Raw genomic sequence first — 26,141 nt, 5'->3', positions numbered from 1 at the left:
CGGGTGCCCACCCGCCTCCCGCTCACCCGCCTCCGGCCCGCCCGCGTGCTGCCCTGCCTGCTCGCGCTGGCCGCCCTGACCGCCGCGCTCGTCCTCACCGTCACCGGCGGCGGCACGCTCGGCCACCGCGCACCGCTGTACGCCTGGTACGCCGTCGACGCCGCCCTGTACGCGCTCGCCCTGCTGGCGCTGCGCCGGGTGGGCGGCCGTCAGATCGTGCCCCTGGTCCTGGCCGGGAGCGTCGCCGTCGCCGCCGTCGGCCTGCTCGCCCCGCCGCGCACCAGCGACGACGCCTACCGCTACGTCTGGGACGGCCGCGTCCAGGCCGCCGGCACCTCCCCGTACGCGCACACCCCGGACGACCCGGCGCTGGCCCGGCTGCGCACCTCCGACCTGTGGCCGGCCGGCGGCGCCTGCGACGGCTGGGACGAGCGGCGCACCGCCGCCGGTGACTGCACCCGCATCAACCGGCCCGCCGTGCACACCATCTACCCGCCGGTCGCGGAGGCCTGGTTCCTCGCCCTGCACCCCTTCGGGGGAGGGGTGCGCGGGATGCAGGCCGCCGGCGCCCTGCTCGCGGTGGCGACCACGGGGGCGCTGCTCGTGATCGGACGGGGCAGCCGGCGGGCCGCGCTGTGGGGGTGGTGCCCCGGCGTGGCGGTGTGGTCGGTCAACGACGCGCACGTGGACACCCTCGGGGCGCTGCTGCTGGTCGTGGGCCTCGGGTACGCGGCCCGGCGGAAGGCGACGCGGGCCGGCGCGCTGCTCGGCGCGGCCGTGGCGGTCAAGCTGATCCCCGCACTGGCCCTGCCGGGCGCACTGGCCCGCCGACGCCCGCGCGAGAGCGCCCTGCTCCTGGGCGCCTCGCTCGGCGCGTTCGCCCTGGCCTACCTGCCCTACCTCGCCGCCTCCGGCACCGGCGTGCTCGGCTACCTGCCCGGTTACCTGAAGGAGGAGGGGTACGAGCAGGGGCACCTCGACCGCTTCGGCCTGCTCGCCCTCCTCCTGCCGGACGCCCTGCTGCCGTGGGCCGCCGGGGCGGTCCTGGCCGCCGTCGCCCTGTGGGTGCTCCGGCGCGGCGACCCCGCCCGCCCCTGGGACGGCGCCCTGTTCGTCACCGGCACGGCCCTGCTCCTCGCCGCGCCCGCCTACCCCTGGTACGGCCTGCTGGTGGTGGCCCTGGTCGGCCTCACCGGCCGCTGGGAGTGGCTCGCCGTCCCCGCCGCCGGGCAGTACCTCTATCTGACGGGCGGGGTCGAGGCCCAACAGGCCGCCTACGGCGCCGCGTTGGCGTGCGTCGCGGTCGGCGCCCGGCGGCGCGGGAGAACGGCCGCCGTCCTCAGCGGGGCTCCAGGCCCTGGAGCATCTCCGGCAGGTCCCGGCTGTGCAGCACCCCGAGGGACTTCGTCGCCCGGGTGAGGGCGACGTAGAGGTCGTTCACGCCGTGGGCGTGCGCCGCGAGGATCTCGGCGGGCTCCACGACCAGGACGGCGTCGAACTCAAGACCCTTGGACTGGGCGGCCGTCAGCAGGACGGCCGGCGAATCCAGCGCCGCCGGACCGTCGTTGACGCAAATTCCTTCCAACCCGGCGATCCCGTCGAGCAGTTCGGCCGGGGCGTCCGGGGCGTGGATGACCGCCAGCCGACCGCCGTCCAGTGCCGCGAGCTCCCGCTCGACGGCGCCGCGCAGCGCCGCCGCCCGGCCGTCCGCGGGGATCCGCAGGCTCCACGGGCGGGTTCCGCCGCTGCGCACCGCGGTGGGGGCGGCGAGCGAGGGGTCGAGCGCCCGCAGGACGCCTTCGGTGACCTGCATGATCTCGGCCGGGGTGCGGTAGTTGATGGTGAGTTCCACCGTGCGCCAGCGCCCCGCCGTGTACGTGTCGAGGGCCTGGCCCCAGGAGCTCAGCCCGGCCGGCGCGCCGGTCTGCGCCAGGTCGCCGACGATCGTCATGGAACGGCCGGGGCAGCGGCGGGCCAGCATCCGCCAGGCCATCGGGGACAGCTCCTGGGCCTCGTCCACGATCACGTGCCCGTAGCCCCAGGTCCGGTCCTCGGCCGCGCGCTCGGCCAGCGGCCGGAGCGACTCCTCGCCGCGGTACTGGCGGGCCAGCATCTTCGCGTCCATCTCGACCAGCCCCACGCCGAAGTCGTCGAGGACGATCTTGGCGAACTCCAGCTCCGCCGCCTCGGCGGCGGCCTCGGCCCGGCGGGCGACGGCGGCGCCCGGCAGCGGGCCGAGCAGTTCGGCGGCCTCGTCGAGCAGCGGCACGTCGTCGGTGGTCCAGGTGGTCCAGGTGGTCGGGGCGGTCGCAGCGGTCGAGGCGGCCTCGGCGGCGGACTCCCGTTCCGGGCCGGGCAGTTCGCGCAGCAGCGCGGCGCGTTCGGCCTCGGTGAAGTCAGGCATCGCGCTCGCCAGCAGCTCCGGGGAGCCGAACAGGCTCGTGAGCACCTGCTCCGGGTTCAGCAGCGGCCACAGCTTCTGGGCCACGGCCTGGAACTCGGGCTCGTCGACGAGCGCGTCGGCGAGGTTCGCCACGGCGTCCAGGTCCATCTCCCCGCCCTGGTCCCGGGCGATCCGCAGGGCCAGCTCCGAGGAGAGCCGCTCCACCAGGTCGGCCCGGGCCGCGTTGTGCGGCCTGCCGCTCCGGTGCGCGGCGGCGTGGGCCCGCTCGCAGAGCGCCCGGCCGATCCGGAGCTGAAGGTTGTAGGGCGAGGTCCGGCCCACGGTGATGGTCCACGACTCCTCGGGCAGCTGCCGCAGGCCCTCCAGCGCGGCGGCGAGGACCTGTGCCATCCGGGCGTCGCCCTTGACGGCGGCCGCCTCGGGCGTCTCGGTGCCGGTCCCCGTCACCCCCGGGTAGAGCGTGCCGATGCTGCTCAGCACGACCTCGCTCTCGCCGAGCGCGGGAAGCACCTCGTCGATGTAGCGCAGGAACGTCGTGTTCGGCCCGATGACCAGCACGCCGTGCTTGGCCAGCCGGTCGCGGTGGGTGTAGAGCAGGTACGCGGCGCGGTGCAGGGCGACGACGGTCTTGCCGGTGCCCGGGCCGCCCTGCACGACCAGGACGCCGCCGAGCGCGTCGCGGATGACGCGGTCCTGCTCGGCCTGGATGGTGGAGACGATGTCGCCCATCCGCCCCGTCCGGGCCGCCGTCAGCGAGGCGAGCAGGGCGCCCTCCCCGCTGAGCTCGGCGTTGTCGCGGCCCGCGTGGGCGCCCACGCCGAAGGCGTCGTCGTCGAAGTCGACGACGGTCCGGCCCTTGGTCCGCAGGTGCCGTCGCGCCACCACACCGCCGGGTGCGGCGGGCGTCGCCCGGTAGAACGGCTCCGCGGCCGCCGCCCGCCAGTCGGTGAGCAGCGGCTCGTGGTCGTCGTCCGACAGGGCGATCCGGCCGATGTACTGCCGCTCGCCGTCGGCGTCGTCGATCCGGCCGAAGCACAGCCCGTACTCGGCGGCGTGCAGCGCCGCCAGCCGGCGGGTGTGGTGGATCTCCATGGTGTCGCGCTCCAGGAGGGCCTGGATCGTCCCGCCCTTGTCCTGGAGGTGGACCTCGCGCAGTCGGCCGGCCGCGAGCGCGCGCTGGGCTTCGAGCCGCTCGTACAGCCTGCCGACGTACGCGTTCTCCGCCCGCAGTTCGCCGGACCGCCAGCCGTCGGCGGGTGAATTCGGTTCGGGCGAGGAGGATTCGGGCGAGCGGGATTCGGGCGAGGAGGATTCGAATGAGGAGGATGAGGAGGACGAGATGGGGGACAAACCTGGCTCCAGGTGTTCTGAGCTTTTCGATTCCGCGGGCGGTCGGCCGAGGAATCGGGGGTGGCGGCGGGTGGAATTATCCGGCACGCCTCAGCGGCCGGCCGCGTCGAGCAGCAGTTGTGCGGCCAGCGCCGCGCCGTCGGTGCGGATCATGGTGGCCACGGCGGTCGCCCACACCCGGGTCTCGGGGGCGAGGGCCGTCCTGAGCGCGGCCGACAGGGACTCGGTGGTCGGGGTCGGCCCGTCGAGTGCCACGCCGATGCCCAGCCGGGCCACCCGGCCGGCCCAGTACGGCTGGTCCGCGGTCTGCGGGACGACGACCTGGGGCGCGCCGGCCCGGGTGGCCGTCGTCGTGGTGCCCGCCCCGCCGTGGTGCACGACGGCGGCCACCCGGCCGAACAGCGCCTGCTGGTTGACCTCGCCGACGACGAAGCAGTCGCCCCGGTCGTCGATCGGGGCCAGACCGGCCCAGCCGCGGGCCACGACCGCGCGGCGGCCCTGCGCGCGGACCGCCTCGACGGCCACCTGGGCGGCGTCCTGGGAGGCGAGCATCGGCATGCTGCCGAAGCCCACGTACACCGGCGGTGCGCCGGCGGCCAGGAAGGCCTCCAACCCGGCCGGCAGCGGGCGCCGGTCCGGCAGGATCCACGCGCCGGTCTGCACGACGTCCAGGTCGGCGGGCTGCTGCCACGGGTCCAGGACCGGGTCGGTCGCCAGCCACGGCCGGTCGCCGATGACGTAGTCGCGGACGTCGTCCACCGGCGGCAGGCCGATCGACGCCCGGTTGGTGTTGAGCGCCGCGCCGAACAGCGCGTTGATGCTCTCGGCGTCCAGGCCCCACAGCACCCGGTTGTCGGTCACCTCCGGCGGGAACGGCCGGCCCGGGTACGCCAGCGGCGGGCGGCCCGGCGAGGGCAGGGTGAGCTGCTGGAAGGTCACCGACACGGAGCGGATGCCCAGCTTCTCGGCCACCGACAGCGCGCCCGCCGCAGCCGGCAGCATGCCGGTGGCCACCAGCACGTCGCAGCCCTCGGCCGCCGCCGTGACCGCCTCCAGCTGCCCGGCGATCACCGCGGCCGCGCGCTCCGGCAGGGACGACGGCGGCGGCGCCGCCACCGTCAGCGCCCGCGCCGACGGGCCGACCGGCACCAGCGGCACGTCGATGTGGTCCAACCGCTGCGCGAAGTCCTCGTCCGGCGGCGCACACACCCGCACCTGCGCGCCGGACTCCCGCAGCCGCGCCGCGAGCCCCACCAGCGGTTCGACATCCTCGCGGGACCCGTACGTCGACAACAGCACACGCATTTTCGCGACCCCAAATTTCCGCGGATTCCGGTTCAGGTCGACGATTGTGCGGCACGACCAGGGCCTTGCCGCAAGGCCCCCCGTACGCTATAAGTTGGAAGTGGCCGGGAGTGGTTTTTCCTCCTGTGCCTTTTTTCTCGTCCGCTGCGGGCGGACTTCTTTTCTGCTGGTGAGACGCTGTGTGCGGCGCGTGTCGCATGTGCTGCGTGTGCGGAGTGTTCGGCGCGCGATGCGGTCTTCGCCCGGAATGACGACGCGACGACGTCGGCGGGGCCCGACCGGAGTTCCGGTCGGGCCCCGCCGGGTGTGGGTCAGGCCTTGATGGTGAGCCAGGCGCCGAGGCCGTTGCAGCCGCGGGCGTCGTAGCTGGTGCTGCGGTAGCCGGCCGGGATCGGCGAGTAGGGGCAGGTCCAGATGCCGTTGCGGACCAGTTCGTGGAACCAGGCGCCGACGCCGCTGCACCCCTGGGGGTTGTAGTTGGTCAGGACGTAGCCGGAGACGATCGGCGAGCCGGAGCAGGTCCACAGGCGGTTCTGGGCGGGTGCCTGGAACCAGGCGCCGTGGTTGTTGCAGCCGCTGGAGTTGAACATGGTGATGACGTAGCCGTCCGGGACGGGCGTTCCGGGGCAGGTCCAGCCGCCCACCGAGGCGGTTGCCGCGGGGGCGGCCGGGGCGGCGGCGGTGGCGGTTCCGGCCGCCGTGCCGGTGAGGGCGGCGGCGAGGAGGGCGACGACGGCCGCCGCTCTTCCCGCGTGGGTCCACAGTCGACGGAGGATTCTGGTCACGGCGCACCGGTCCGATCGGTAGCCCCGGCGGTCGCGGCCGGCCGGGGAGGGGGGAACAGCGGGGATGCGTGGCACCGTAGTGGCGTGGCCGGAGCCGGGGGAATACGGGGTTCGAAAGATCGTCGAACTTGACTGGAAAACGATCTCCCGCCGCTCGGACGCTCGGCGTCGCTCGGTCGCTCGCCCGCTCGCCCGCTCGCCCGCTCGGCCGTGGAGCCTGCGGGCGAAGATGACGAAAGGCTGACGGACCGGTGCCGGGCCTCGCGCCGGCCGGGCTCGGGCTGGTGCAATCGGGGGCGTGGACAGAACAGGCGAAGAGGGCCGGGGCGCCCCGGTGGGGCGGCGGGTGGTGCTCGGACTGCTCGGGCTCGGGGCCGTCGGGGTGGCGGCGGGGCCGTACCTGCAACGGGCCGAGTCGGGGTTGGCCGAACGGGACCCGAGCGGGCTGAGCGGGCTGCTGCCGGGCAACAACGGATTCCGGTACTACTCGGTGGTGTCGTCCGTCCCGGAGCGGAGCGTGGCGGACTACACGCTCAGCGTCGACGGGATGGTCGAGCGGCCCGCGACGTTCCGCCTGCCGGACCTGCGGGCGATGCCGCAGCGGCGGCTCGTGCGGGACGTGCAGTGCGTGACCGGGTGGCGGGTGCCGGACACCCCGTTCGAGGGGGTGCCGCTCGCGCACCTGCTGGACGCCGCGGGCGTGCGGCCGGGGGCCGGGGCCGTCCGGTTCAGCTGCTTCGACGGCGCGTACACCGAGAGCCTGACGCTGGCGCAGGCCCGACGGGACGACGTACTGGTCGCGCTGCGGATGCAGGACGGCCCGATCTCCCACACCCACGGCGGCCCGGTGCGGCTGTACGTCGCGCCGATGTACTTCTACAAGTCCGCCAAGTGGCTCTCCGGGATCACCGTGACCGGTTCGGTGGAGCCGGGCTACTGGGAGCGCGGCGGGTACGACGTCGACGCCTGGGTCGGCCGGTCGAACGGACGTGACGATGCGCCCACCGGCTGAACTCCTGCTGCGCTTCACCCGGGCCGAGCGCTGGGTGCACCGGACGACCGCCGCGCTGACCGGCGTCTGCCTGGCCACGGCGGCCTGCCTCTACCTCGCCCCGCTCGCCGAACTGGTCGGCAACCGGCGGCTGGTGGTGACGGTGCACGTGTGGTGCGGCCTCGCGCTGCCCGTGCCGCTGCTGCTCGGGCTCGCCTCGCGGGCGCTGCGCGCGGACGCCGCCCGGCTGAGCCGCTTCACCCCGGCGGACTGGGACTGGCTGCGCGCCGTCCGGCGCCGCGCCCCGCACCGGCCGGCGGGCAAGTTCAACGCCGGGCAGAAGCTCTACGCGCAGTGGACGCTGGGCTCGATGCTGGTGATCGTCGGCACCGGGCTGCTGATGTGGCTGCCGCGTCTCGCCCCGCCCGTCTGGCGGACCGGGGCGACCTTCGTCCACGACTGGCTGGCCGCCGCCATCGCCGTGGTGGTGGTCGGACACGTCCGGATGGCCTGGCGGGATCCGCAGGCGCGGCTCGGGATGCGGACCGGGCTGGTGGAGCGCCGGTGGGCCGAGCGCGAGCACCCGCAGTGGCGGCCGGTGGGCCGGGAGTAGCGGGCCGGTCGGACGTCTTGTCGTGGCCTGGGGGGTGTGGCAGGCTCGGCCGGGACGCCTCGAAGGGTGCCGCCGGGGCACCCCTGACCGTGGGGCCAAGAGGCGGTTGGGCGACAGCCGCACGCGTGGTGCACGACCGGCATCCTGCAAGGCTCCTTGGACCCCGGCGCCAATCTTCCTCAGCCGCCCTGTCGACCGCGGGCGGCCCTCCGGCTCCGCGGGTGGCCGACAACCAGGTTAGGCATGCCTTGCTTTCGCTCTGACCAGCACTCTAAGGTAACTCCTCAGAGGACCTGAGAACCTGAGGACTTGAGAGTGACCGTGACAGAACTCCATGAACTGACCCTGGCCGAACAGGCCACCGCGATCCGGGAACGGACCGTCTCCCCGGTCGACCTGGTCGACCACCACCTCCGCAGGATCGACCGGCTGAACGACGCGGTCGGCGCGTACCGCACCGTCGACCACCGGGGCGCGCGGCAGGCGGCCGCGGCCGCCGAGGCCCGGCTGGCCGCAGCCGAGGACACCTCGCAGCTGCCGCCGCTGCTCGGAGTGCCGATCTCGGTGAAGGACACCTGGCCGGTGGCCGGACTCCCGTTCACCGCGGGATCGGCCGTCTTCGCCGACCGGATCGCACCCGGCGACGCCGCCGTGGTCGGCGCCCTGCGGGCCGCCGGCACCGTCCTGCTCGGCACCACCCTGGCGGCCGAATTCGGCTGCTCCTCCTACACCGAGACGGCCCACGGCACCGCCCGCAGCCCCTACGACCTGAACCGGGGCGCCGGCGGCTCCAGCGGCGGGGCCGCCGCCTCGGTCGCGGCCCGCCTGGCCGCCGGCGCGCTGGGCAGCGACGGCGGCGGCTCGATCCGGATCCCCGCCGCCGCCTGCGGGCTCGTCGGCCTCAAGCCGAGCCGCGGCCGGGTCACCCCCGCGCCGGGCACCGACGCGCTCGGCCTGGCCACCGCCGGACCGCTGGCCAGGACGGTGTTCGACACCGCCCTGCTGCTGGACGTGATGGCGCACAGCACGCCCGGCGACAGCGGCACGCTGCCCGCCGGTCCCCCCGGAACCTTCCGGGCGAGCGCCGAGCGGGCGCCCGGAAGGCTGCGGATCGGCGTCCTGCCCGAGACGGCCGGACAGGACCGGCCGAGCCGGCTCGGCTGCCGCCGCACGGCCGACCTGCTCGCCGAGCTGGGCCACCAGGTGGACGAGGCCCCGCCGTTCGGCCCGGCGGAGTACCTGGCCGCCTTCACCGTGGTGTGGAGCGTCCTGGCCGCGTCCGTACCGGTACCGCCCGGGCGGGAGGGCGACCTGCTCGCGCTGACCGCCTGGCTGCGGTCCGAGGGGCGCGCCCGCAGCGCCCCCGACCTGCTCGCCGCACACGCCTCGCTCACCGCGACGGCCCGCGAACTCCTCTCCCGCTACGCGGAGTTCGACGTCATCCTGAGCCCGACCACCGACACGCTCGCACCGCCGGTCGGCTCGCTGGTCGACCAGGACGCCCCCGAACGGACCTTCGCCAGGATGCTCGACTTCACCCCGCGCACCCCGCTGGCCAACCTCACCGGGCAGCCGTCGATCAGCCTCCCCCTGCACTGGACGCCCGACGGCCTGCCGGTCGGCATCATGCTGACCGGCCGGCCGCACCAGGAGGCCACCCTGCTCGCCCTCGGCGCCCAGCTGGAGCAGGCCCGGCCGTGGCTCCACCACACCCCGCAGCCGGTGCTCGACCGGGACTCCGCGCTCCAGGCCGCCGCGCACCGGGACACCGGGCGCCAGGACGCCGGGCACCGGGACACCGCACACCGGGGCCTCGCGTTCCAGGCCGAGGGAGGAACCACGTGAAGCGCGGCCGGCTGGCCTTCCTGACCGGCACCCACGTCGTCAACGACCTCTACCAGGGCGCCGTCCCGGCCCTGCTGCCCTTCCTGATGTCCGAGCGGCACTACAGCTACACCGCCGTCTCAGGGATCGCGCTGGCCGCCACCGGCCTGTCCAGCGTGGTCCAGCCGCTCTTCGGCCTGCTCGTCGACCGCCGCCACCGCGGCTGGCTCGTCCCGGCTGGCTTCCTGACCGCCGCCGGGGGCCTCGGCTGCGCCGGGCTCGCCGACAGCTACCTGCTCACCTGGCTCTGCGTGGCCCTCGCCGGGATCGGCGTCGCCGCCTACCACCCGCCCGCCACCAACCAGGCCAGGGCGGCGGGCGGCCAGTCCCAGCAGGCGATGAGCCTGTTCTCCGTCGGCGGCACACTCGGCGCCTCGCTGGCGCCGGCCCTGGTGACGCTGGTGGTCGGCTCGCTCGGCCTGGCCGGCAGCTGGCTGCTCGCCGTCCCCGCAGTGGTGATGGGCGCACTGTGGGCGGCCCAGGGCCCGTGGCTGCGCCGTCGGGGCCACACCCCCGCGCCGCCGCTGGTGACGGGCGGCGCGGCCGGGAGCGGGCAGCCCGACGACTGGCGGGCCTTCGGCCGGCTGGTGGTCGCCACGGTCTGCTGGTCGGTGCCGTACGTCACGGTGACCTCGATGCTCGCCCTGCACCTCCAGCGCGACCTGCACACCTCGACGGGCGCGGGGGCGGTGGCCCTCACCTCCCTCACCCTGGCCGGTGCGGCGGGCACCCTGCTCGGCGGGCGGCTGGGCGACCGGTACGGGAGGCTCCTCCCGATCCGGCTGGGCTACCTGCTGGCCGCCCCCGCCCTGGCCGGCGTGGCCTTCGCCCCCACCTTCGCGCTGGCCGAACTCGCCACCGTCGCTTTCGGGTTGGCGATGTTCCTGCCGTTCGCCGCCCAGGTGACGCTGGCCCAGGACTACCTGCCCAACCGGCCCGGCACCGCCAGCGGACTGACCCTGGGCCTGGCGATGTCGGTGGGCGGGCTGGCCGCTCCGCTGCTCGGCCGGATCGCCGACGCGTACGGGCTGCGCACCGTACTGGGATCGGTGCTCGGGGTGCTGCTGGTCGCCCTGGCCTGCGGACTGCGGCTGCGTGACCGGGTGCTGCCGACGGACGAGCCCGCCCCGCCGCCGGGCCCGCCGCCGGAGCCGGCGTCGGTGGGCGCGGCGGCGGAACGGGCAGGTGGGCGGGCCCGCTGAGGGGCTGCGGGCCCGTCCTGACGGCAGCGGGACCGGGACACCGTCGTTGCCGAGGACCCGCCGACACGTCAGGGCGGTGGGGGCGCGTCCGTCAAGGGCAACGGCCCTGTGCGCCTCAGTACTTGTGCAGGGCGAGGAAGCGGCGGCCGTGAGAGGTCCAGCGCTCCGCCTCGACCAGTCCGGCGGCGGCGCGGGCCCGTCTGAGGGCGGCGGCCGTGCCGAGCCGGGCCCAGGGGAAGGCCGGACCGAGCCGGCCGTCCGGGCCCTCGACCTGGACGGTGACCTGCTCGTCCACCTCCTCGGGCTCCACCTCGACCAGCAACAGCCCGTCCGGCGCGATGAGTTCGGCGCCCCGCTGGAGCAGGGCGTCCGGGTCGCCGCCGATGCCGAGGTTGCCGTCGGCGAGGAGCGCGGCACCCCAGCGGCCCTCGGCGGGCAGCCGGTCGAAGACCGAGCGGCAGAGCGCCGGGCCGCCCAGTCCGACCGTGCGGGCGACGGCCGCCCTGGTCACGTCGACCCCGAGGGCCGGGACGCCGAGCGCGAGCAGCGCGGCGACCAGCCGCCCGGGCCCGCAGCCGAGGTCGAGGACGGGCGCGGCCCGGCGGGCGCAGCGCCGGAGCAGGCTGTGGTCGGCGCCGGCCGCCGGGGCGCACCAGCGTTCGATGTCCAGCCGCAGGCGGTGGCCGTCCTCCCGGCGCAGCCAGAGCGGGCCGCGCCCGGTGCGGACGGCTTCGGCGAACGGGTCGTCCACCCAGGCGGTGGCGGTCGTCAACTCGCCACCTCCGGCTCCAGGTCGACCGTCCCCAGCTGGGCGGCGAAACGGCTGTCCGGGGCCTCGGCGGCGACGCGGCGGGCGTCCTCGGCGGTGTCCACGTCGGTGAGCAGCGGAAGATGATGGATCGTCGAGTCGGCTTCGGCTAGGCGTTCCAGGAGTGCCGCGCCGGTCCTCGGGGTGGACATCGGCACGCCGTGCAGCAGGCGCGCGGCCAGTTCGGCGGTCGGCCGGGCCAGGCCCAGTGCCCAGAAGCCGCCGTCCGCCGCCGGGCCGTACCAGGCGTCCGTGCCCGCCCGCCGCGCGGCCGACAGCGGCTCGGCCAGCGCGGCGGCGCTCAGCTGCGGGGTGTCCATCCCGACCAGCAGCGCCGGGGCGTGCGGGGCCACCCGGGCCGCGTGCGCGAAGGCGGCGGCCAGCCGTTCGTCCAGCCCGCCGCCGGTCTGTGCGACGACCTCCCAGCCGGGCGGCAGCCAGTCGCCCGGTTCGCCGTCCAGGACGAGCACGCGCCGCCCGGCCGGCATCGTGCCCAGGGTGTGCAGGGTGTCGGCGAGGGCGGCCGCGGCCAGGGCGGCGGCCTGTTCGGGGGTGAACGGCGGGGTGAGCCGGGTCTTCACCCGGCCGGGGGCGGGCGACTTGGCGATCACCAGCAGGGTCGGCGGCGGCGCGGCCAGCACGGCCCGCATGTCGCGGACGGCCTGGCGGGTGCCGCGCAGGGTGCCGGTGACCTTGGAGCGGCCCGCGCGCGGCAGGTACTCGACGGGGGTCTCGGTGATCCGCAGCCCGGCGGCCGAGGCGGCGAGCACCATCTCCAGCGGGTAGCCGGACCGGCGGTCGCCGAGCCCCAGGGCCAGCAGCTGTTCCCGGCGGGCGGCCCGCATCGGGCCGAGGTCGTGCAGCGGCGCGCCGGTGCGGGCGCGCAGCCGTCGGGCCAGGACGGTGTTGGCCAGCCGGGCGTGCAGCGGCCAAGCCCCGGCCGTGGCCGGGCGGCGGCGGCCCAGCACCAGGTCGGCGGTCCCGGCCAGCACCGGGCCGGTGACCAGGGGGAGCTGGGCGGGATCGAGGGAGCCGTCGCAGTCCAGGAAGCAGACCAGGTCGGCGGTGGCGGCGCGCAGCCCGGCGTGGCAGGCGGCGCCGAACCCGCGCCGGGGCTCCTCGACCACCGTCGCGCCGAGCGAGCGGGCGAGGTCGGCGGAGCCGTCCCGGGAGCCGTTGTCGACGACGACGGCCCGCCAGCCGTCCGGGATCCGCCCCAGCACCCAGGGCAGCGCGGCGGCCTCGTCGAGGCAGGGCAGCACGACGTCGACGGGGGAGACGGGGGAGGTGGGTGAGGTCACCCGGCCACGCTAAGTGCGGGACGGCGGGGTGCGGTGGCGGCGCAGCCTTACGGAAGTCGGACGCCCCGGCGGCTGACCCGTCCGGCGGATCGGGCCGGGCCGCATCCGGCCGTGCTGGTCCGGCCGTGCTGGTCCGGTTGGGCTGGTCCGGGTCGGGCGAGCTGCGGGCGGCGGATCTTACGGAACGCGAACGCGGGCCCGCTTCCGCCCGCGTCCGCCGCCGGGGCCTCCTATCCTCGGCGAGGTGAACGACACCTCGCACATCCTGGTGATCGACGACGACCCGACCGTGGCCGAGGTCGTCGCCGGCTACCTCACCCGCGCCGGGCACCACGTGGACCGGGCCGCCGACGGTGCGCTGGGCCTGGACCTCGCCGAGCGCACCCGCCCCGACCTGCTGGTGCTGGACCTCATGCTGCCCGGCCTCGACGGGCTGGAGGTGCTGCGCCGGCTGCGGGCCTCCGCCGGGGGCGCCGCGCTGCCGGTGGTGCTGCTCACCGCCAAGGGCGACGAGGCGGACCGCATCCTCGGCCTGGAGCTGGGCGCGGACGACTACGTCACCAAGCCGTTCAGCCCGCGCGAACTGGTGCTGCGGGTGCAGTCGGTGCTGCGCCGCGCCCGGGCGGGGAGCGGGGCGGCCAACGGGACGGGCGACGGGCCGGTCGGCGGGGTGCTGCGCTCGGGGGACGTCACGCTCGACCCGAAGGCCCGCCGCGCCCACCGGGGTGCGCGGGAGCTCGCCCTCACCCTGCGGGAGTTCGACCTGCTGGCGTTCCTGCTCCGGCACCCCGGCACGGTGTTCTCCCGGCAGAGCCTGATGCGGCGGGTGTGGGGCTGGGACTTCGGCGACCTCTCCACCGTCACCGTCCACGTCCGGCGGCTGCGCGAGAAGATCGAGGACGACCCGGCCGCGCCCGCCCTGATCAGCACCGTCTGGGGCGTCGGCTACCGCTACGACCCGGCGCCCCACGACCCGGCGCCCCACGACCCGGCGCCCCACGACCCGGAGTCCCGCGACCGGGACCGCCCGCAGGGCGGTGCGGCGTGAAGGACCTGCTGCTGATCGCCCTGTTCGCCGCCCTCGGCGCGGGCGGGGCCGGCCTGCTCGGCTGGGCGGCGATCCGGCTGCTGCGCCGCCGCTCCGTCGCCCTGTCCCTGTTCTGCGTGGCGGTCGTGACCGTCCTCGCGGTGACGTCCGGGACGTTCGCGGTGGCGCAGGCGATGTTCCTGTCCACCCACGACCTCGGCGTGGTCATCACGGTGCTCGGCATGGCCGCCGTCGTCTCGCTGCTCACCGCCGCGCTGCTCGGCCGTCAGGTGGTGGCCGGCAGCCGGGCGCTGACCGAGGCCGTCCGGACGGTCGGCAGCGACGCCGGGTTCACCGCGCCCGCGCATCCGCTCGGCGCGGAACTCGCCGCGCTGAGCGAAGAGTTGGCCGCCACCAGCGCCAGGCTCGCGGAGTCCCGGGCACGGGAGCAGGCCCTGGAACACTCCCGCCGGGAGCTGGTCGCGTGGATCTCGCACGACCTGCGCACCCCGCTGGCCGGCCTGCGGGCGATGGCCGAGGCGCTGGAGGACGGCGTCGCCGAGGACCCCGACCGCTACCTGGTGCGGATCGGCACCGAGGTCGAACGGCTCACCGGCATGGTGGACGACCTGTTCGAGCTCTCCCGGATCCAGGCGGGCGCGCTCGCCCTCTCGCTCACCCGGGTCTCGGTGTACGACCTGGTGGACGACGCGCTCGCCGGGGCGTACCCGCTGGCCCGGCGGCGCGGCGTCCGGCTGGAGGGGCGGCAGGTGGCCGACGAGCCGGCGGCGGCCGAGCCGGTCGAGGTGGACAGCGGGGAGATCACCCGGGTGCTCGGCAACCTGCTGGTCAACGCGATCCGCTCGACCCCCGCGGACGGCGTGGTGGCCGTCGCCGCCCGCCGGGAGGCCGACGAGGTGGTGCTGTCGGTGACCGACGGCTGCGGTGGCATCCCGGAACAGGACCTGCCCCGGGTGTTCGAGACGGGCTGGCGCGGCGGCTCCGCCCGCACGCCCCGCCGCGACGACGGCCGGGCCGCCGGCGAGCCCGGCGAGAGCGGTGCCGGGCTCGGGCTCGCCATCGTGCGCGGCATCGTCGAGGCGCACGCCGGGCGCGCGGAGGTGCGCAACGTCGCGGGGGGCTGCTGCTTCGAGATCGCCCTGCCCGCGCCGCGCGCCCGGAGGGAATGACGGAACAGGTCCTCGGACGCGCGGCCTGCTCGGCCTACTCGGCCACGGCCTCGCGCAGCCGCTTCTTGTCCGGCTTGCCGACCGACGTCAGCGGGATCTCGTCCACGAGGTGCAGGGCCTCCGGCGCGTAGATCCGCCCCTTGCGGGCCGTGACGAACGCCTGGAGGTCCGCCAGCTCGGGCCGCTGCCCCGGAGCGGGGACGGCGGCGACGTGGACGTGCTCCGCCTCCTGCGCGTCGCGCACGCCGAAGACCGCGCAGCGGGCGATCGCCGGGTGGGTGAGCAGCAGGTCCTCCACCTCGGACGGGTAGACGTGGCCGCCGACCACGATGATCAGGTCCTTGACCCGGTCGGCCAGGTAGAGGTTGCCGTCCGCGTCGAAGTAGCCGACGTCGCCGGTGTTCAGCCAGCCGTCGCGCAGCACCTCGGCGGTCAGGTCGGGCAGCTTCCAGTACCCGGCCATGAGCCCGGCCGATCGGACGTGGACCTCGCCCTGCTCTCCGGTCGGCAGCGCGGTGCCGTCCTCGGCGCGGACCTCCACCTCGACGCCGGGGATGGGTCGGCCGACCGAGACCTGGCCGCCCTGCGCGATCCGGTCGTGCCCCTCCGGGGTGAGGAAGGAGATCAGCTGCGCCTCGGACATCCCGTAGACGCCCACCAGGACCGGCCCGAACACCTTGAGCGCCTCGCGGATCCGGGTCGGCGAGGCGGCGCAGCCCCCGTACGTGATCTGCCGCAGGCTGGACAGGTCGGTGCGGCCGACCGCCGGGTGGTCGAGCAGCTGGTAGAGCAGCGGCGGCAGCACCCAGAGGCTGGTGATGCGCTCGCGCTCGACGGCGGCCAGGACCTCGCCGGGGTCGAAGGTGCGCTGGAGGACCACCGTGCCGCCGTGGTGGAGCGTCAGGTCGGAGAAGATCCCGGCGAGGTGGGCGAGCGAGGTGGCGGCGAGGAAGCGGGGCGCCTCGTCGGCCGTGCCGGCGGAGCCGAACGAGGTGTCGAAGACGCCGCGGTAGGGGCCGTGCAGGCTGAGGATGCCCTTCGGGACCCCGGTGGTGCCGCCGGTGTGGCGGATGCCGAGGTCGTCGTCCGGGCCGATCCGGACGGCGGGCGGCTCGGCGGGCCGGTTCGCGGCGGCGGCGATCACGTCCTCGCCGATCGCGTCCGGTCCGGGGCCGAGGCGGAGGACCGTCGGCACGTCGATCAGGGGCAGCAACTCGGCGGCCTCCGCGTACCGTTCGGCGTCCACGAGGAGGACGGCGGTGTCGACGCTCGCCGCGATCTCGGCCAGGACGGGGGTGCTCATGCCGTCGTACAGGGTGACCACCCGCGCACCCGCGAGGCCCGCGGCGTAGCGGGCGCTCAGCGCCTCGGCGGTGTTGCCGGTGAGCAGGGTGACGGTGTCCCCGCGGGTGACGCCCCGGGCGATGAGCTCGTGGGCGAGGCGGTAGGTGGCGGTGGCGAAGTCGCCGGCGGTGATCCCGACGCCGTCGGCGGTGACGATGGCCCGCCGCTCCGGGTCGGCGGAGAGGGACCGGAGGATCAGGGCGGGTGCGCTGACGAATTCCTGGTCGTTCATGGCCACTTCTTCCTTGTAGTTTGCAACCATGTTGCAAGGCTAACTCCATCCTCCGCTCTTCACCGGCGAGTTCCGGCCGATATCGGACGGACAGTCAGGTGTGGCGCCGGACCGCGGTGCCGCCGCGAACTCGGCCATCCCGGCGGGGAACGGCACCTGCGGGCGCCAGCCGAGTTCGGCGCGCAGCCGGGAGGAGTCGGCGGTGATGTGCCGGACGTCGCCCAGGCGGTACTCGCCGGTCACCAGCGGTGCCGGGCCGCCGTACGCCGCCGCCAGCGCCCCGGCCATCTCGCCGATCGTGCGGACCTCGCCGCTGCCCACGTTGTAGGCGCGGGAGCTGCCCGGCGCGCGGGTGGCAAGGGCCTCCAGCGCGGCGAGGTTGGCCGCGGCGACGTCCTCGACGTGGACGAAGTCCCGGCGCTGGCCGCCGTCCTCGAACACCCGGGGGGCCTCGCCCCGGGCCAGCGCCGAGCGGAACAGCGAGGCGACCCCCGCGTACGGGGTGTCGCGCGGCATGTCCGGGCCGTACACGTTGTGGTAGCGGAGCGTCAGGACGGCGCCCTGGCAGGCCCGGGCCCACGCGGAGGCCAGGTGCTCCTGGGCGAGCTTGGTGGCCGCGTACACGCTGCGCGGGTCGGCCGGGGCGTCCTCGGCGACCAGGCCGGGGCTCAGGGCGCGGCCGCAGGCCGGGCAGGGCGGCTCGAAGCGACCGGCCTCCAGGTCGGCCGGGCGGCGCGGGCCCGGGGCGACGTCGCCGTGCGCGGGGCAGCGGTAGCGGCCCTCCCCGTACACCACCATCGAGCCGGCCAGGACGAGGCGGCGGACACCGGTGCGGGCCATCGCGGCGAGCAGGACGGCCGTGCCGAGGTCGTTGCAGCCCGCGTAGGCGGGGGCGTCGTCGAGGTCCAGCCCGAGGCCGACCATCGCCGCCTGGTGGCAGACCGCGTCCACCCCGGCCAGCGCCCGCTGGACGGCGGCGGCGTCCCGGACGTCCCCCTGCTCGAAGGCCACGCCGCCGGGCAGTTCGGGGGCCCGCCCCGAGCGGTGGACGGCGGGCAGCAGCGCGTCCAGCACCCGTACCCCGTGCCCGGCCGCGACCAGTGCGCGGACCACGGCCGACCCGATGAACCCGGCTCCGCCGGTGACCAGAATCTCCATGCCGCCGACGCTAGCCGCGCGGTGCGGCGGATCGGGCGTGGACGGACCGGCCGTCAGGGATCGGTAATCCTCCCGGCGTAACCGGTGTGATCGGCGCAACCGGCTTGACGGGCCTGACCGGTGTCGCGGTCGATCGCCGCCCGGTCCGATCCGGCGTTCAACTGGCGTTCGCCGGAAGAACCTTCGCCGGTGGCCCGGGCGCCCGGTTCGGCTGGGACTCTCCTGGGCGTTTCCCGGAGCCTTGGAGGCGGCAGTGTCACATCCCTCGCGCAGAACGGTCCTTCGGACGGGTACCGCGGCAGGCGCGCTGGCCGCGCTGCCCGCGTCCACCCTCCTCTGGACGCAGCCGGCCCTGGCGGGCACCCCCGGGCCGGAGCAGATCCACCTCCAGTGGGGCAACGAGCCGTCCCGTGAGATGACCGTCTCCTGGGCGACGGCCGCCAGTGTGCGCCGCCCCCGGGTCCGGATCGGCACCCCGCGCGGCGGCGCCGGCCACACCGTGGACGCCGAGACCCGCACCTACGTCGACGGGCTCAACAAGGTCGAGACGTACACCCACCACGTCCGCCTGGACGGCCTGCGGCCCGACACCACGTACGTCTACGAGGTGCTGCACGACGGCTCCGGCCCGGTGCGCGGCACATTCCGCACCGCGCCCGCGCGCGGCCGGGCCGCGTTCCGCTTCACCAGCTTCGGCGATCTCGGCACCGGCGACAACGTGTTCAGCAAGTCCTCGATCCACGGCGCCGCCGCCGTCCGCCAGGTCGAGCAGTTCGCGCCGCTGTTCCACCTGCTCAACGGCGACCTCGCGTACGCCAACAACAACCCGCAGCGCCAGCCGCAGTGCTGGAACGCGTTCATGAACAACCTCGCCAAGTCGGCGGCCAGCCGGCCCTGGATGCCCGCGCCCGGCAACCACGAGGTCGAGGCCGGCGGCGGGGACCTCGGCTACGCCTCCTACCTGACCCGCTTCGAGCTGCCCGACAACGGCACCCGCGACTACTGCGGCAACTGGTACAGCTTCCAGGTCGGTTCGGTGCTGTTCGTGAGCCTCGACGGCAACGAGATCGCCGTCGAGGACGACGCCAGCCTCGACCCGGCCACCGGCCAGTCCATCTACATCAGCGACTACAGCGAGGGCGCCCAACTCCGCTGGCTGGAGCGCACCCTGGCGCGCGCCCGGCGCGGCCGCGCGGTGGACTGGGTCGTCGTCAACCTGCACCAGTTCGCGATGTCCTCGTCGGCCGCCAGCCACGGCGGTGACATGGGCATCCGCGAGAAGCTGCTGCCGCTGCTCGACCGCTACGGCGTCGACCTCGTCCTGGCCGGGCACGACCACGACTACGAGCGGACCCACCCCGTCCGCGGCACCGAGCCGGGCGGCCTGCTCACCCCGGCCGTCGCCGACGACGACCTGCGCCGGATCGACACCTCGCAGGGCACCGTCCACCTGATCCTCGGCGGCGGCGGCACCGCCGGCCACGACGACGTCTACCTGCCCGCCGACGCGGACGGCGTCCGCCAGGCCTCCGTGCGCACCCAGCGGCTCACCTTCAAGGCCGACCCGGACGCCAAGGAGAAGGCCCACTGGTCCGCGGTCACCGACCCGGACACCGCCTTCCCGTACGGCGTCGCGGTCTTCGACGTCGACCCCGGGGCGCTGCCGGGCGGCCGCACCACCATCACCGTCAGCTACTACCACTCCCCGTCCGCCACCGCGGCCGACCCGTTCCCGACGCCGGTGCTCTTCGACCGCTTCACCCTGTACCGCGACCGCAGCGACAGCTGGGGCGACCGGGACCGCAGCGACGACCGGAACGACGACCGGAACGGCGACCAGGGCGAGGACGAGAACACCGGCTCCGAGGTCGGCGCCGGGCGCCGGTAACGCCTCGCGTCCTTGAGGGGCCCGTCGCGCGCACCGCGCGGCGGGCCCTTCGTCCGTTCGGGCGGCTCCGGGGAGGGCGGCCGAAGGGGCGCTGGTCCATACGGGGCGGCTGGTGACGGAGGGTCGTCGCGGCGGTCCGGTCCGGTGGTGACGGTCGGTCGGGCGGCGGGTTGGGCCGTTGGTGATGCCAGGTCACCGCCGTTCCGGGCCGTTGGTGACGGCGGGCCGCCGCCGTGGCTGGGCTGTCCGTGCGACGGGCGCCCGCCTCGGCGCGCGGGCCACTGGCGGGGCGGTTAGCGTCGGCCGCAACACGGTTTCAGTTATGGGAGGTTGGCAGTGCAGCGGTGGATCATTGTGACGGCCCTCACTACGGCCCTCGGCGGGCTCACGGCGCCCGCCCTGGCCGCCGACCCGGCGCCGGCCGCGGCTTCGGTGGCCGCCCCGGCCCGGGTGCGGGACGGGGACTCGGCCCCCACGGGCGTCACTCTCGGTGAGGCCAGGATCGACCCGAAGGTCCCCGGCCGGGTCCGGGTCGACGTCGAGTACGTCTGCGGGGTCGCGGAGGAGGCCCGGTCGCTCACCGTCTCGGTCGAGCAGCGGGACCCGGAGGACACCTCCTCGATGGCCTTCGGCTCCAGCCGGACGGCCGAGGCGGACGTGATCTGCGACGGGACGGCGCGGCAGCGGCAGCTCGTCGTCCAGTCCAAGACGGTCAACTGGATCCCGGGCGCGGACGCCGTGCTGATCGCCACGGTCTCCGACCTCGGCGCCACCCCGCCCGCGTCCTCCGACGCCCGGCGGGTCCCGCTCTTCAGCTCCTGATGCGGTCGCGGGCCCAGGCCGTGGCCGCCGTGCTCCTCGGCGCCGCCCTCGCCGCCTGCTCCGTCCGCGTGGGCGGCCCGGACTCGGGACCGGACTCAGGCCCGGAGTCGGGCTCGGCCTCTGGCCCGACCGGGGCCGTTTCGGCCGCCCCGGCCGCCTCGCCGTCCTCGGCCACCGCTCCCGCCCCGGGGGCGGTGGCCATCAGGGACTTCGCGTTCGAGCCGGCCGACTTCACCGTCCGCCCGGGCGCCGTCGTCACGGTCCGCAACGCCGACACGGTCGACCACACCCTGACCGCCCAGGACGGCGGTTTCGACACCGGCACCATCGCCCCGGGCGCGTCCGCGACCTTCACCGCGCCGGCCCGGCCGGGCGCCTCCTCGTACCTGTGCACCCTGCACCACTTCATGCGGGGGATCCTGACGGTGTCCTGAGCCGACCGGTCCGTCGGCCGCGCGGGTGCCGGGTGCCGGCCGCTCCTGAATCGCAAGCCCACAGGTGAACGGGGCTGCTGCTATCCGCCGCCATGTTCTACAGTTCTGTAGAACTAGGAGAAACAGCGAACGGGGGCACGGCATGGACAGGCCGCTTCGACTGCCGCAGCAGGATCGGGCCGACTTCGAGACGGAACTGGGGAGGGCGCTGGCCGGGTCGCAGGTGCGGGCGGCCCTGCGGGCGGTGGGGGACGAGGGGCCGGGGGTGGAGCGGTTGCGGCGCACCGCCCGGGAGAACGCGGAGTTCGTGCTGGCGGCGGCGGCGCCCGAGTACGAGCGGTACGCGGCGCTGCGGGCGGACCAGGACGCGGTGGCGCGACTGCCGGTGGACGAGCCGGGGCGCCAGCGGGTGTCCGGGTGGTGGGGGGTGCTGGGGGTGATCGTGCCGATCATCGCCGGGGTGGCCGCCGCGATCTTCCTGCTGCTCGGGTACGCGCTGGGGCTGGCGGACGACGCCGCGGTGCTGGGGCACGCGCTGGTCGGTGCCGGGTGGGTGGCGGCCGGGGTGGCCGCGGTGAGCCTGCTGGTGGGCGGGCTGGGGCTGTTGGGCGCGGCCTCGCGGTCGAGGGCGGCGGACTCCGGTGGGGAGGCCGGCGTCCTGGGGGAGCTGGGGCTGGCGCGGGACGCCTGGCGGTCGGCTCTGGCGGAGCGCGGCCTGGTGCCGTTCCTGCTGGCGCAGGCCGGCGCGGGGGCGCCCGGCCGGCGCCGCTGACGCCGTCGGCTCAGTCGTGGCGGGTGCGGGCGGCGTCGACGAGGAGGTGGGCGGCGTCGAGCGGGATGCCGAGTCGGCGGGCGATCCACGGGGCCGGTCGGCCGGCCCGGGCGAGCATCCAGGCGGAGTACAACTGGCCCAGCTGCGGGGCCTGGTGGGCGAGGAGGAGCGGGCGCACGGCGTCCATCGGGAAGTCTTCGAGGGCGCGGGCGCTGTACTCGCGGCCGTTGGGGCCGGGAGGGGGTAAGGGGAGCGGGCGGCGGGTGTCGAGCCAGCGTCCGAGCAGCACCGCGCCGACCGCCAGGAGGCCGGAGCCGGAGGCGCCGATCAGGATGGCGTTGATGACCGGGCGGTCCTCCTCCTCGGCCAGGCCGAGGGCGAGTTCCTCGGCGACGAGGAGGGCGAGGACGGTGAGCAGCACCGCGGCCTCGGCGGGGCGCGGGTAGGGCCGGGACGTCGTCATGGGATACCTCTCCTCGGCGGGGGAGACCGGGGCGGGCGAAGGGGCCGCGGACGGCGGTGGCGGCAGGGCCGACGGGTGGGACGTGGCGCCAGGAGGACTTGACGTGGCGTCAGAAAGCCAGTGCGACGGGTGTGTTCACCGTCGCGACCGTGCTCACCGTCTGCCGGAGGCGGACCGGGGCATGCGGGGGTGGGGGTGGGTGGTGCGGCCCGCACTGCTGCTGTCCATGCGTCTCGCCTCCTTCCGGTCGGGCGCGCCATGCTGGTGCGTTCGTCGACGGGGCAAGGGGGGGGTCATCCTCGGACTTCGGGACAGCATAGCCCGGCCCTCAGGTCAACTTCGACACCCTTGTCGAAGTTGGCGCCGTTGGGAGGGCCCGCCGTTGGACGATCGACCAGGTGGGGCCGGGTGCGGCTGGTGTGCGGGCCCACTCGTGCCCGGCCGGTCGCCGCCGCTTCAATCGCCGTACCGAAGGAACGGGACCGGCCGGGGGCGATGGAGCGACATGGATCTGAACACGGTGGCCGAGCTGTGCGACGCCCGCCGGGGCGGCACCTGGCGGCCCGGGGACGCCTGGCTCGGCGGCGGGACGTACCTGTTCTCCGAACCGCAGCCGCACATCCGCCGGCTGATCGATCTCGGCCGGATGGGCTGGGAGCCGCTCACCCCGACCCCGGACGGCGGCCTGGAGATCGCCGCGACCTGCACGATCGCCCAGCTCTCCCGCTACCCCAAGCCCGCGGCCTGGGCGGCGGCGCCGCTGTTCGAGCAGTGCTGCCGGGCGTTCCTGGCCTCCTGGAAGATCTGGAACACGGCCACCGTCGGCGGCAACCTGTGCAACGGCCTGCCCGCCGGCCCGATGATCTCGCTGACCGCCGCCCTGGACGGGGTCTGCCTGCTGCGGGCCCCGTCGGGGGAGCAACGCCGCGTCCCGGTGGCGGAGTTCGTCACCGGCGCCGGTGCCAAGGACCTGCGGCCGGGTGAGCTGCTGCGCTCGATCACCCTGCCGGGCCGGGCGCTGGCGGCCCGGACGGCGTTCCGCCAGGCCTCGCTGTACGGGCTGGGCCGCTCCGGCGCGCTACTGATCGGCACCCGCGATCCGGTGGACGGTTCGCTGACCATCACCGTCACCGCCGCCACCGTCCGCCCGATCCGGCTCTGGTTCCCGCCGGGGCCGAACGCGGCCGCCGTCGAGGAGGCCGTCCGAGGCGGCATCCGGCCCGAGGAGTACTTCGACGACATCCACGGACTGCCCGCCTGGCGGCGGCACCTGACCTTCCGGTTCGCCGAGCAGATCCGCCGCGAACTGGACCCCGCCCGGCCGGCCCTGCCGAGTACGGCCGGACCGGACCCGGCTGGACCGGGCCTGGTCGGACCGGGCCGGGCCGAGGAGGAGGCCGCATGAGCTTCTCGATCCGCGTCAACGAACGGGACTTCGACGCCGAGCCCCGCCCGGGCCAGTGCCTGCGCACCTACCTGCGCGAGCGCGGCTGGTTCGGGGTGAAGAAGGGCTGCGACGCCGGCGACTGCGGCGCCTGCACCGTGCAGGTGGACGGCACCCCGGTGCACAGCTGCCTCTACCCGGCGGCACGCGCCGAGGGGCGGTGCGTCACCACGGTGGAGGGCCTGGCCAAGGACGGCGAGCTGCACCCGATGCAGCAGCGGTTCCTGGACGCCCAGGGCTTCCAGTGCGGCTTCTGCACGGCCGGCTTCCTGATGACCGCCAGCGCCCTGGACGAGGAGCAACTCGCCGACCTCCCCAGGTCGTTGAAGGGCAACCTGTGCCGCTGCACCGGATACCGGGCGATCGAGGACGCGATCCGCGGCGTCCGGCACACCGAGGAGCCCGAGGCCGGCCGCGCCGTCGGCCGCAGCCTGGGCGCGCCCGCCGGGCCGCAGGTCGTCACCGGCACCGCCCGCTACACCTTCGACGTGGAGGTGCCGGGGCTGCTGCACCTGAAGCTGCTGCGCTCCCCGCACCCGCACGCCCGGATCGTCGCCATCGACACCGCGGCCGCCCTGCGGGTGCCCGGCGTGCACGCGGTGTTCACCCACCACGACGCGCCCGAGCGGCTGTACTCCTCGGCCCGGCACGAGCACCCGACCGAGGACCCGGACGACACCCGGCTGCTGGACGACGTCGTCCGCTTCGTCGGCCAGCGGGTCGCCGCGGTGGTCGCCGACAGCGAGGCCGCCGCCGAGGAGGGCTGCCGCCGGATCGCCGTCGAGTACGAGCGACTCCCGTACGTGCTGGACCCGGAGGAGGCGATGGCGCCCGGCGCGCCGGTGCTGCACGCCAAGGGGCCGCAGGCCCGGATCGCCCGGCCGGAGAACAACGTGTGCGGTGAGGTGCACGGCGAGATCGGCAGCGTGGAGCAGGGCTTCGCCGAGGCCGACGCGGTCTACCAGGAGACCTTCCGCACCCAGCGGGTGCAGCACGCCAGCCTGGAGACGCACGGCTGCGTCGTCTCCTTCGAGGAGCGCGAGGACGGTGCCGGCGAGCGGCTGGTGGTGCGCTCCAGCACCCAGGTGCCGTTCCTCACCCGGCGCGCGCTCTGCGCCCTGTTCGACCTGCCGGAGGAGGAGGTCCGGGTGGTGGCGGGCCGGGTCGGCGGAGGCTTCGGCGGCAAGCAGGAGATGCTGACCGAGGACATCGCGGTGCTGGCGGCGCTGCGGCTGCGCCGGCCGGTGAAGCTGGAGTTCACCCGGGCCGAGCAGTTCTACGGGGCCACCACCCGGCACCCGTTCACGATCACCGTCAAGGCGGGCGCGAAGGCGGACGGCACGCTCACGGCGCTGAGCTTCCGGGTGGTGTCCAACACCGGCGCGTACGGCAACCACGGCCCGGCGGTGATGTTCCACAGCGTCGGCGAGTCGATGGGCGTCTACCGGGTGCCGCACAAGAAGGTCGAGGCGTACTCGGTGTACACCAACTGCGTGCCGGCCGGCGCCTTCCGGGGCTACGGGCTCGGGCAGGTGACCTTCGCGGTGGAGTCGGCGATGGACGAACTGGCCCGCCGACTGGGCATCGACCCGCTGGAGTTCCGCGAGCGCAACGTCATCGGCCCCGGCGAGCACATGCTCAGCCCCGGCGGCGAGGAGGAGGACCTGCACATCGCCAGCTACGGCCTCGACCAGTGCCTGCAAGTCGTCCGCGACGCGCTCGCGGACGACCGCAGCGCGGCGGACGCCCCCGAGGGCTGGCTGGTCGGGCAGGGCTTCGCCATGGCGATGATCGCCACCGGCCCGCCCGGCGGGCACTTCGCCGACGCCGCCGTCGCCCTGCTGGAGGACGGCAGCTACGACGTCGCCGTCGGGACGGCCGAGTTCGGCAACGGCACGACCACCGTGCACCAGCAGATCACCGCGGGCGCGCTCGGCACCACCGTCGACCGGATCGCGATCCGGCAGTCCGACACCGACGTCGTCCGGCACGACACCGGCGCCTTCGGCTCGGCCGGGACGGTGGTCGCGGGCAAGGCGGTGATGCGGGCCGCGAACGCGCTCGCCGAACGGCTGACCGACTTCGCCGCCGAGTACGCGCGGACCCCGCGCAGCCTGGTCCGGCTCGGCGCCGAGGCCGTCGACTGCGACGGGCGCGGCATCCCGTTGAAGGAACTGCACGCGGCGGCGCGCGAACGCGGCGTCGACCTCGTCGGCACCGGGCACTGGGGCGGCTCGCCGCGCTCGGTGGCGTTCAACTTGCAGTGGTTCCGCCTGGCCGTCGACCCGGACACCGGGGAGATCCGGATCCTGCGCAGCGTGCACGGCGCCGACGCCGGGCGGGTGATGAACCCGATGCAGTGCCGCGGGCAGGTCGAGGGCGGGGTCGCCCAGGCGCTCGGCGCGACGCTGTTCGAACGGGTGCTGCTGGACGACCGGGGCGAGGTCACCACGGCCGCCTTCCGCCGCTACCGCCTGCCCGCGTACGCCGACGTGCCGCGCACCGAGGTGCACTTCTCGACCACCTCGGACGCGATCGGCCCGCTCGGCGCCAAGTCGATGAGCGAGAGCCCGTTCAACCCGGTCGCCCCCGCCTTCGCCAACGCCCTGCGCGACGCCACCGGCATCCGCTTCACCGACCCGCCGTTCCTGCGCGACCAGGTCTGGCAGGCGCTCGCCGACCGGCGGGAGTGACGTTCGGTCCCGCCCTGGTTACCCTGGGTCG

The 26,141-nt window shown here is 75.5% G+C and carries 21 protein-coding genes and 1 pseudogene; 13 read left to right on the top strand and 9 right to left on the bottom strand.

Features of this window, described 5'->3' with window-relative positions:
• Positions 1–3: 3 nt before the first annotated feature.
• Positions 4–1,419, top strand: a complete 1,416-nt coding sequence (locus OG556_RS05420) for a glycosyltransferase 87 family protein (RefSeq protein WP_371516113.1) — start codon at positions 4–6, stop codon at positions 1,417–1,419.
• Here OG556_RS05420 and OG556_RS05415 read toward each other — a convergent pair.
• From OG556_RS05415 to OG556_RS05405, 3 genes are all read right to left on the bottom strand, one after another.
• Positions 1,340–3,754, bottom strand: coding sequence for an ATP-binding domain-containing protein (locus tag OG556_RS05415; protein ID WP_371516112.1), 2,415 nt, complete (start codon positions 3,752–3,754; stop codon positions 1,340–1,342). The genes OG556_RS05420 and OG556_RS05415 overlap by 80 nt on opposite strands.
• Positions 3,755–3,844: 90 nt before the next feature.
• Positions 3,845–5,059, bottom strand: a complete 1,215-nt coding sequence (locus OG556_RS05410) for a glycosyltransferase (protein ID WP_371516111.1) — start codon at positions 5,057–5,059, stop codon at positions 3,845–3,847.
• A gap of 311 nt (positions 5,060–5,370) precedes the next feature.
• Positions 5,371–5,844, bottom strand: coding sequence for a hypothetical protein (locus OG556_RS05405; RefSeq protein WP_363579893.1), 474 nt, complete (start codon positions 5,842–5,844; stop codon positions 5,371–5,373).
• Between the two features lie 298 nt (positions 5,845–6,142).
• On the opposite strand from OG556_RS05405, the gene OG556_RS05400 reads away from it, so the two are divergent.
• The 4 genes from OG556_RS05400 (at position 6,143) to OG556_RS05385 (ending at position 10,534) form a co-directional block, all read left to right on the top strand.
• On the top strand, positions 6,143–6,856 hold the full coding sequence (locus OG556_RS05400; protein WP_371516110.1) for a molybdopterin-dependent oxidoreductase: 714 nt from the start codon (positions 6,143–6,145) through the stop codon (positions 6,854–6,856).
• A complete protein-coding gene (locus OG556_RS05395) occupies positions 6,840–7,448 on the top strand; it encodes a cytochrome b/b6 domain-containing protein (RefSeq protein ID WP_371516109.1) in 609 nt (202 codons plus the stop codon). The genes OG556_RS05400 and OG556_RS05395 overlap by 17 nt, the downstream gene beginning before the upstream one ends.
• 321 nt (positions 7,449–7,769) lie before the next feature.
• Positions 7,770–9,293 carry an amidase gene (locus tag OG556_RS05390; protein ID WP_371516108.1) on the top strand — a complete coding sequence of 508 codons (1,524 nt, stop codon included), beginning with the start codon at positions 7,770–7,772 and terminating at the stop codon, positions 9,291–9,293.
• Entirely contained in the window at positions 9,290–10,534 is a 1,245-nt protein-coding gene (locus tag OG556_RS05385; RefSeq protein ID WP_371516107.1) for an MFS transporter, read from the top strand. Before OG556_RS05390 ends, OG556_RS05385 begins: the two co-directional genes overlap by 4 nt.
• 115 nt (positions 10,535–10,649) lie before the next feature.
• Here the strand turns inward: OG556_RS05385 and OG556_RS05380 are convergent, their stop codons facing one another.
• From OG556_RS05380 to OG556_RS05370, 3 genes and pseudogenes are all read right to left on the bottom strand, one after another.
• Entirely contained in the window at positions 10,650–11,306 is a 657-nt protein-coding gene (locus OG556_RS05380; protein WP_371516106.1) for an SAM-dependent methyltransferase, read from the bottom strand.
• Complete coding sequence (locus OG556_RS05375) at positions 11,303–11,830, bottom strand: DUF2064 domain-containing protein (RefSeq protein ID WP_371522577.1); 528 nt, start codon at positions 11,828–11,830, stop codon at positions 11,303–11,305. The genes OG556_RS05380 and OG556_RS05375 overlap by 4 nt, the downstream gene beginning before the upstream one ends.
• Before the next feature lie 99 nt (positions 11,831–11,929).
• Positions 11,930–12,643, bottom strand: a pseudogene (locus OG556_RS05370) (glycosyltransferase family 2 protein); the annotation flags it as partial.
• A 244-nt stretch (positions 12,644–12,887) separates the two neighbouring features.
• Here OG556_RS05370 and OG556_RS05365 point away from each other — a divergent pair.
• Both OG556_RS05365 and OG556_RS05360 read left to right on the top strand, forming a co-directional pair.
• Complete coding sequence (locus OG556_RS05365) at positions 12,888–13,691, top strand: response regulator transcription factor (protein WP_371516105.1); 804 nt, start codon at positions 12,888–12,890, stop codon at positions 13,689–13,691.
• Complete coding sequence (locus OG556_RS05360) at positions 13,688–14,860, top strand: HAMP domain-containing sensor histidine kinase (protein WP_363618462.1); 1,173 nt, start codon at positions 13,688–13,690, stop codon at positions 14,858–14,860. The genes OG556_RS05365 and OG556_RS05360 overlap by 4 nt, the downstream gene beginning before the upstream one ends.
• Positions 14,861–14,894: 34 nt before the next feature.
• On the opposite strand, the gene OG556_RS05355 is transcribed toward OG556_RS05360, so the two are convergent.
• Entirely contained in the window at positions 14,895–16,436 is a 1,542-nt protein-coding gene (locus OG556_RS05355) for an AMP-binding protein (protein WP_371516104.1), read from the bottom strand.
• A 39-nt stretch (positions 16,437–16,475) separates the two neighbouring features.
• Positions 16,476–17,594 carry an NAD-dependent epimerase/dehydratase family protein gene (locus tag OG556_RS05350; protein WP_371516103.1) on the bottom strand — a complete coding sequence of 373 codons (1,119 nt, stop codon included), beginning with the start codon at positions 17,592–17,594 and terminating at the stop codon, positions 16,476–16,478.
• Between the two features lie 253 nt (positions 17,595–17,847).
• Between OG556_RS05350 and OG556_RS05345 the strand changes: the two genes are divergently transcribed.
• From OG556_RS05345 to OG556_RS05330, 4 genes are all read left to right on the top strand, one after another.
• Positions 17,848–19,482, top strand: coding sequence for a purple acid phosphatase family protein (locus tag OG556_RS05345; RefSeq protein WP_371516102.1), 1,635 nt, complete (start codon positions 17,848–17,850; stop codon positions 19,480–19,482).
• A gap of 354 nt (positions 19,483–19,836) precedes the next feature.
• Positions 19,837–20,304, top strand: a complete 468-nt coding sequence (locus tag OG556_RS05340; protein ID WP_371516101.1) for a hypothetical protein — start codon at positions 19,837–19,839, stop codon at positions 20,302–20,304.
• Positions 20,304–20,738 carry a cupredoxin domain-containing protein gene (locus OG556_RS05335; RefSeq protein ID WP_371516100.1) on the top strand — a complete coding sequence of 145 codons (435 nt, stop codon included), beginning with the start codon at positions 20,304–20,306 and terminating at the stop codon, positions 20,736–20,738. Before OG556_RS05340 ends, OG556_RS05335 begins: the two co-directional genes overlap by 1 nt.
• A gap of 142 nt (positions 20,739–20,880) precedes the next feature.
• Positions 20,881–21,510: a hypothetical protein gene (locus OG556_RS05330; RefSeq protein WP_371516099.1), complete on the top strand. Its 630-nt coding sequence runs from the start codon at positions 20,881–20,883 to the stop codon at positions 21,508–21,510.
• 10 nt (positions 21,511–21,520) lie between these two features.
• Here the strand turns inward: OG556_RS05330 and OG556_RS05325 are convergent, their stop codons facing one another.
• The gene (locus OG556_RS05325; RefSeq protein ID WP_063346563.1) at positions 21,521–21,973 is read right to left on the bottom strand and encodes a hypothetical protein; all 453 of its coding nucleotides are present in this window, start codon (positions 21,971–21,973) and stop codon (positions 21,521–21,523) included.
• Positions 21,974–22,478: 505 nt separating this feature from the next.
• Between OG556_RS05325 and OG556_RS05320 the strand changes: the two genes are divergently transcribed.
• On the top strand, positions 22,479–23,378 hold the full coding sequence (locus OG556_RS05320) for a xanthine dehydrogenase family protein subunit M (RefSeq protein ID WP_371516098.1): 900 nt from the start codon (positions 22,479–22,481) through the stop codon (positions 23,376–23,378).
• Entirely contained in the window at positions 23,375–26,110 is a 2,736-nt protein-coding gene (locus OG556_RS05315) for a molybdopterin-dependent oxidoreductase (RefSeq protein WP_371516097.1), read from the top strand. Before OG556_RS05320 ends, OG556_RS05315 begins: the two co-directional genes overlap by 4 nt.
• Positions 26,111–26,141: the final 31 nt, after the last annotated feature.

Origin of the sequence: Kitasatospora sp. NBC_01300, from assembly GCF_041435235.1 — a bacterium.
In the GTDB taxonomy this organism is placed as follows: domain Bacteria; phylum Actinomycetota; class Actinomycetes; order Streptomycetales; family Streptomycetaceae; genus Kitasatospora.
The sequence above is the reverse complement of the archived record's forward strand: the minus strand, read 5'-3'. Positions and strand labels throughout refer to the sequence as shown.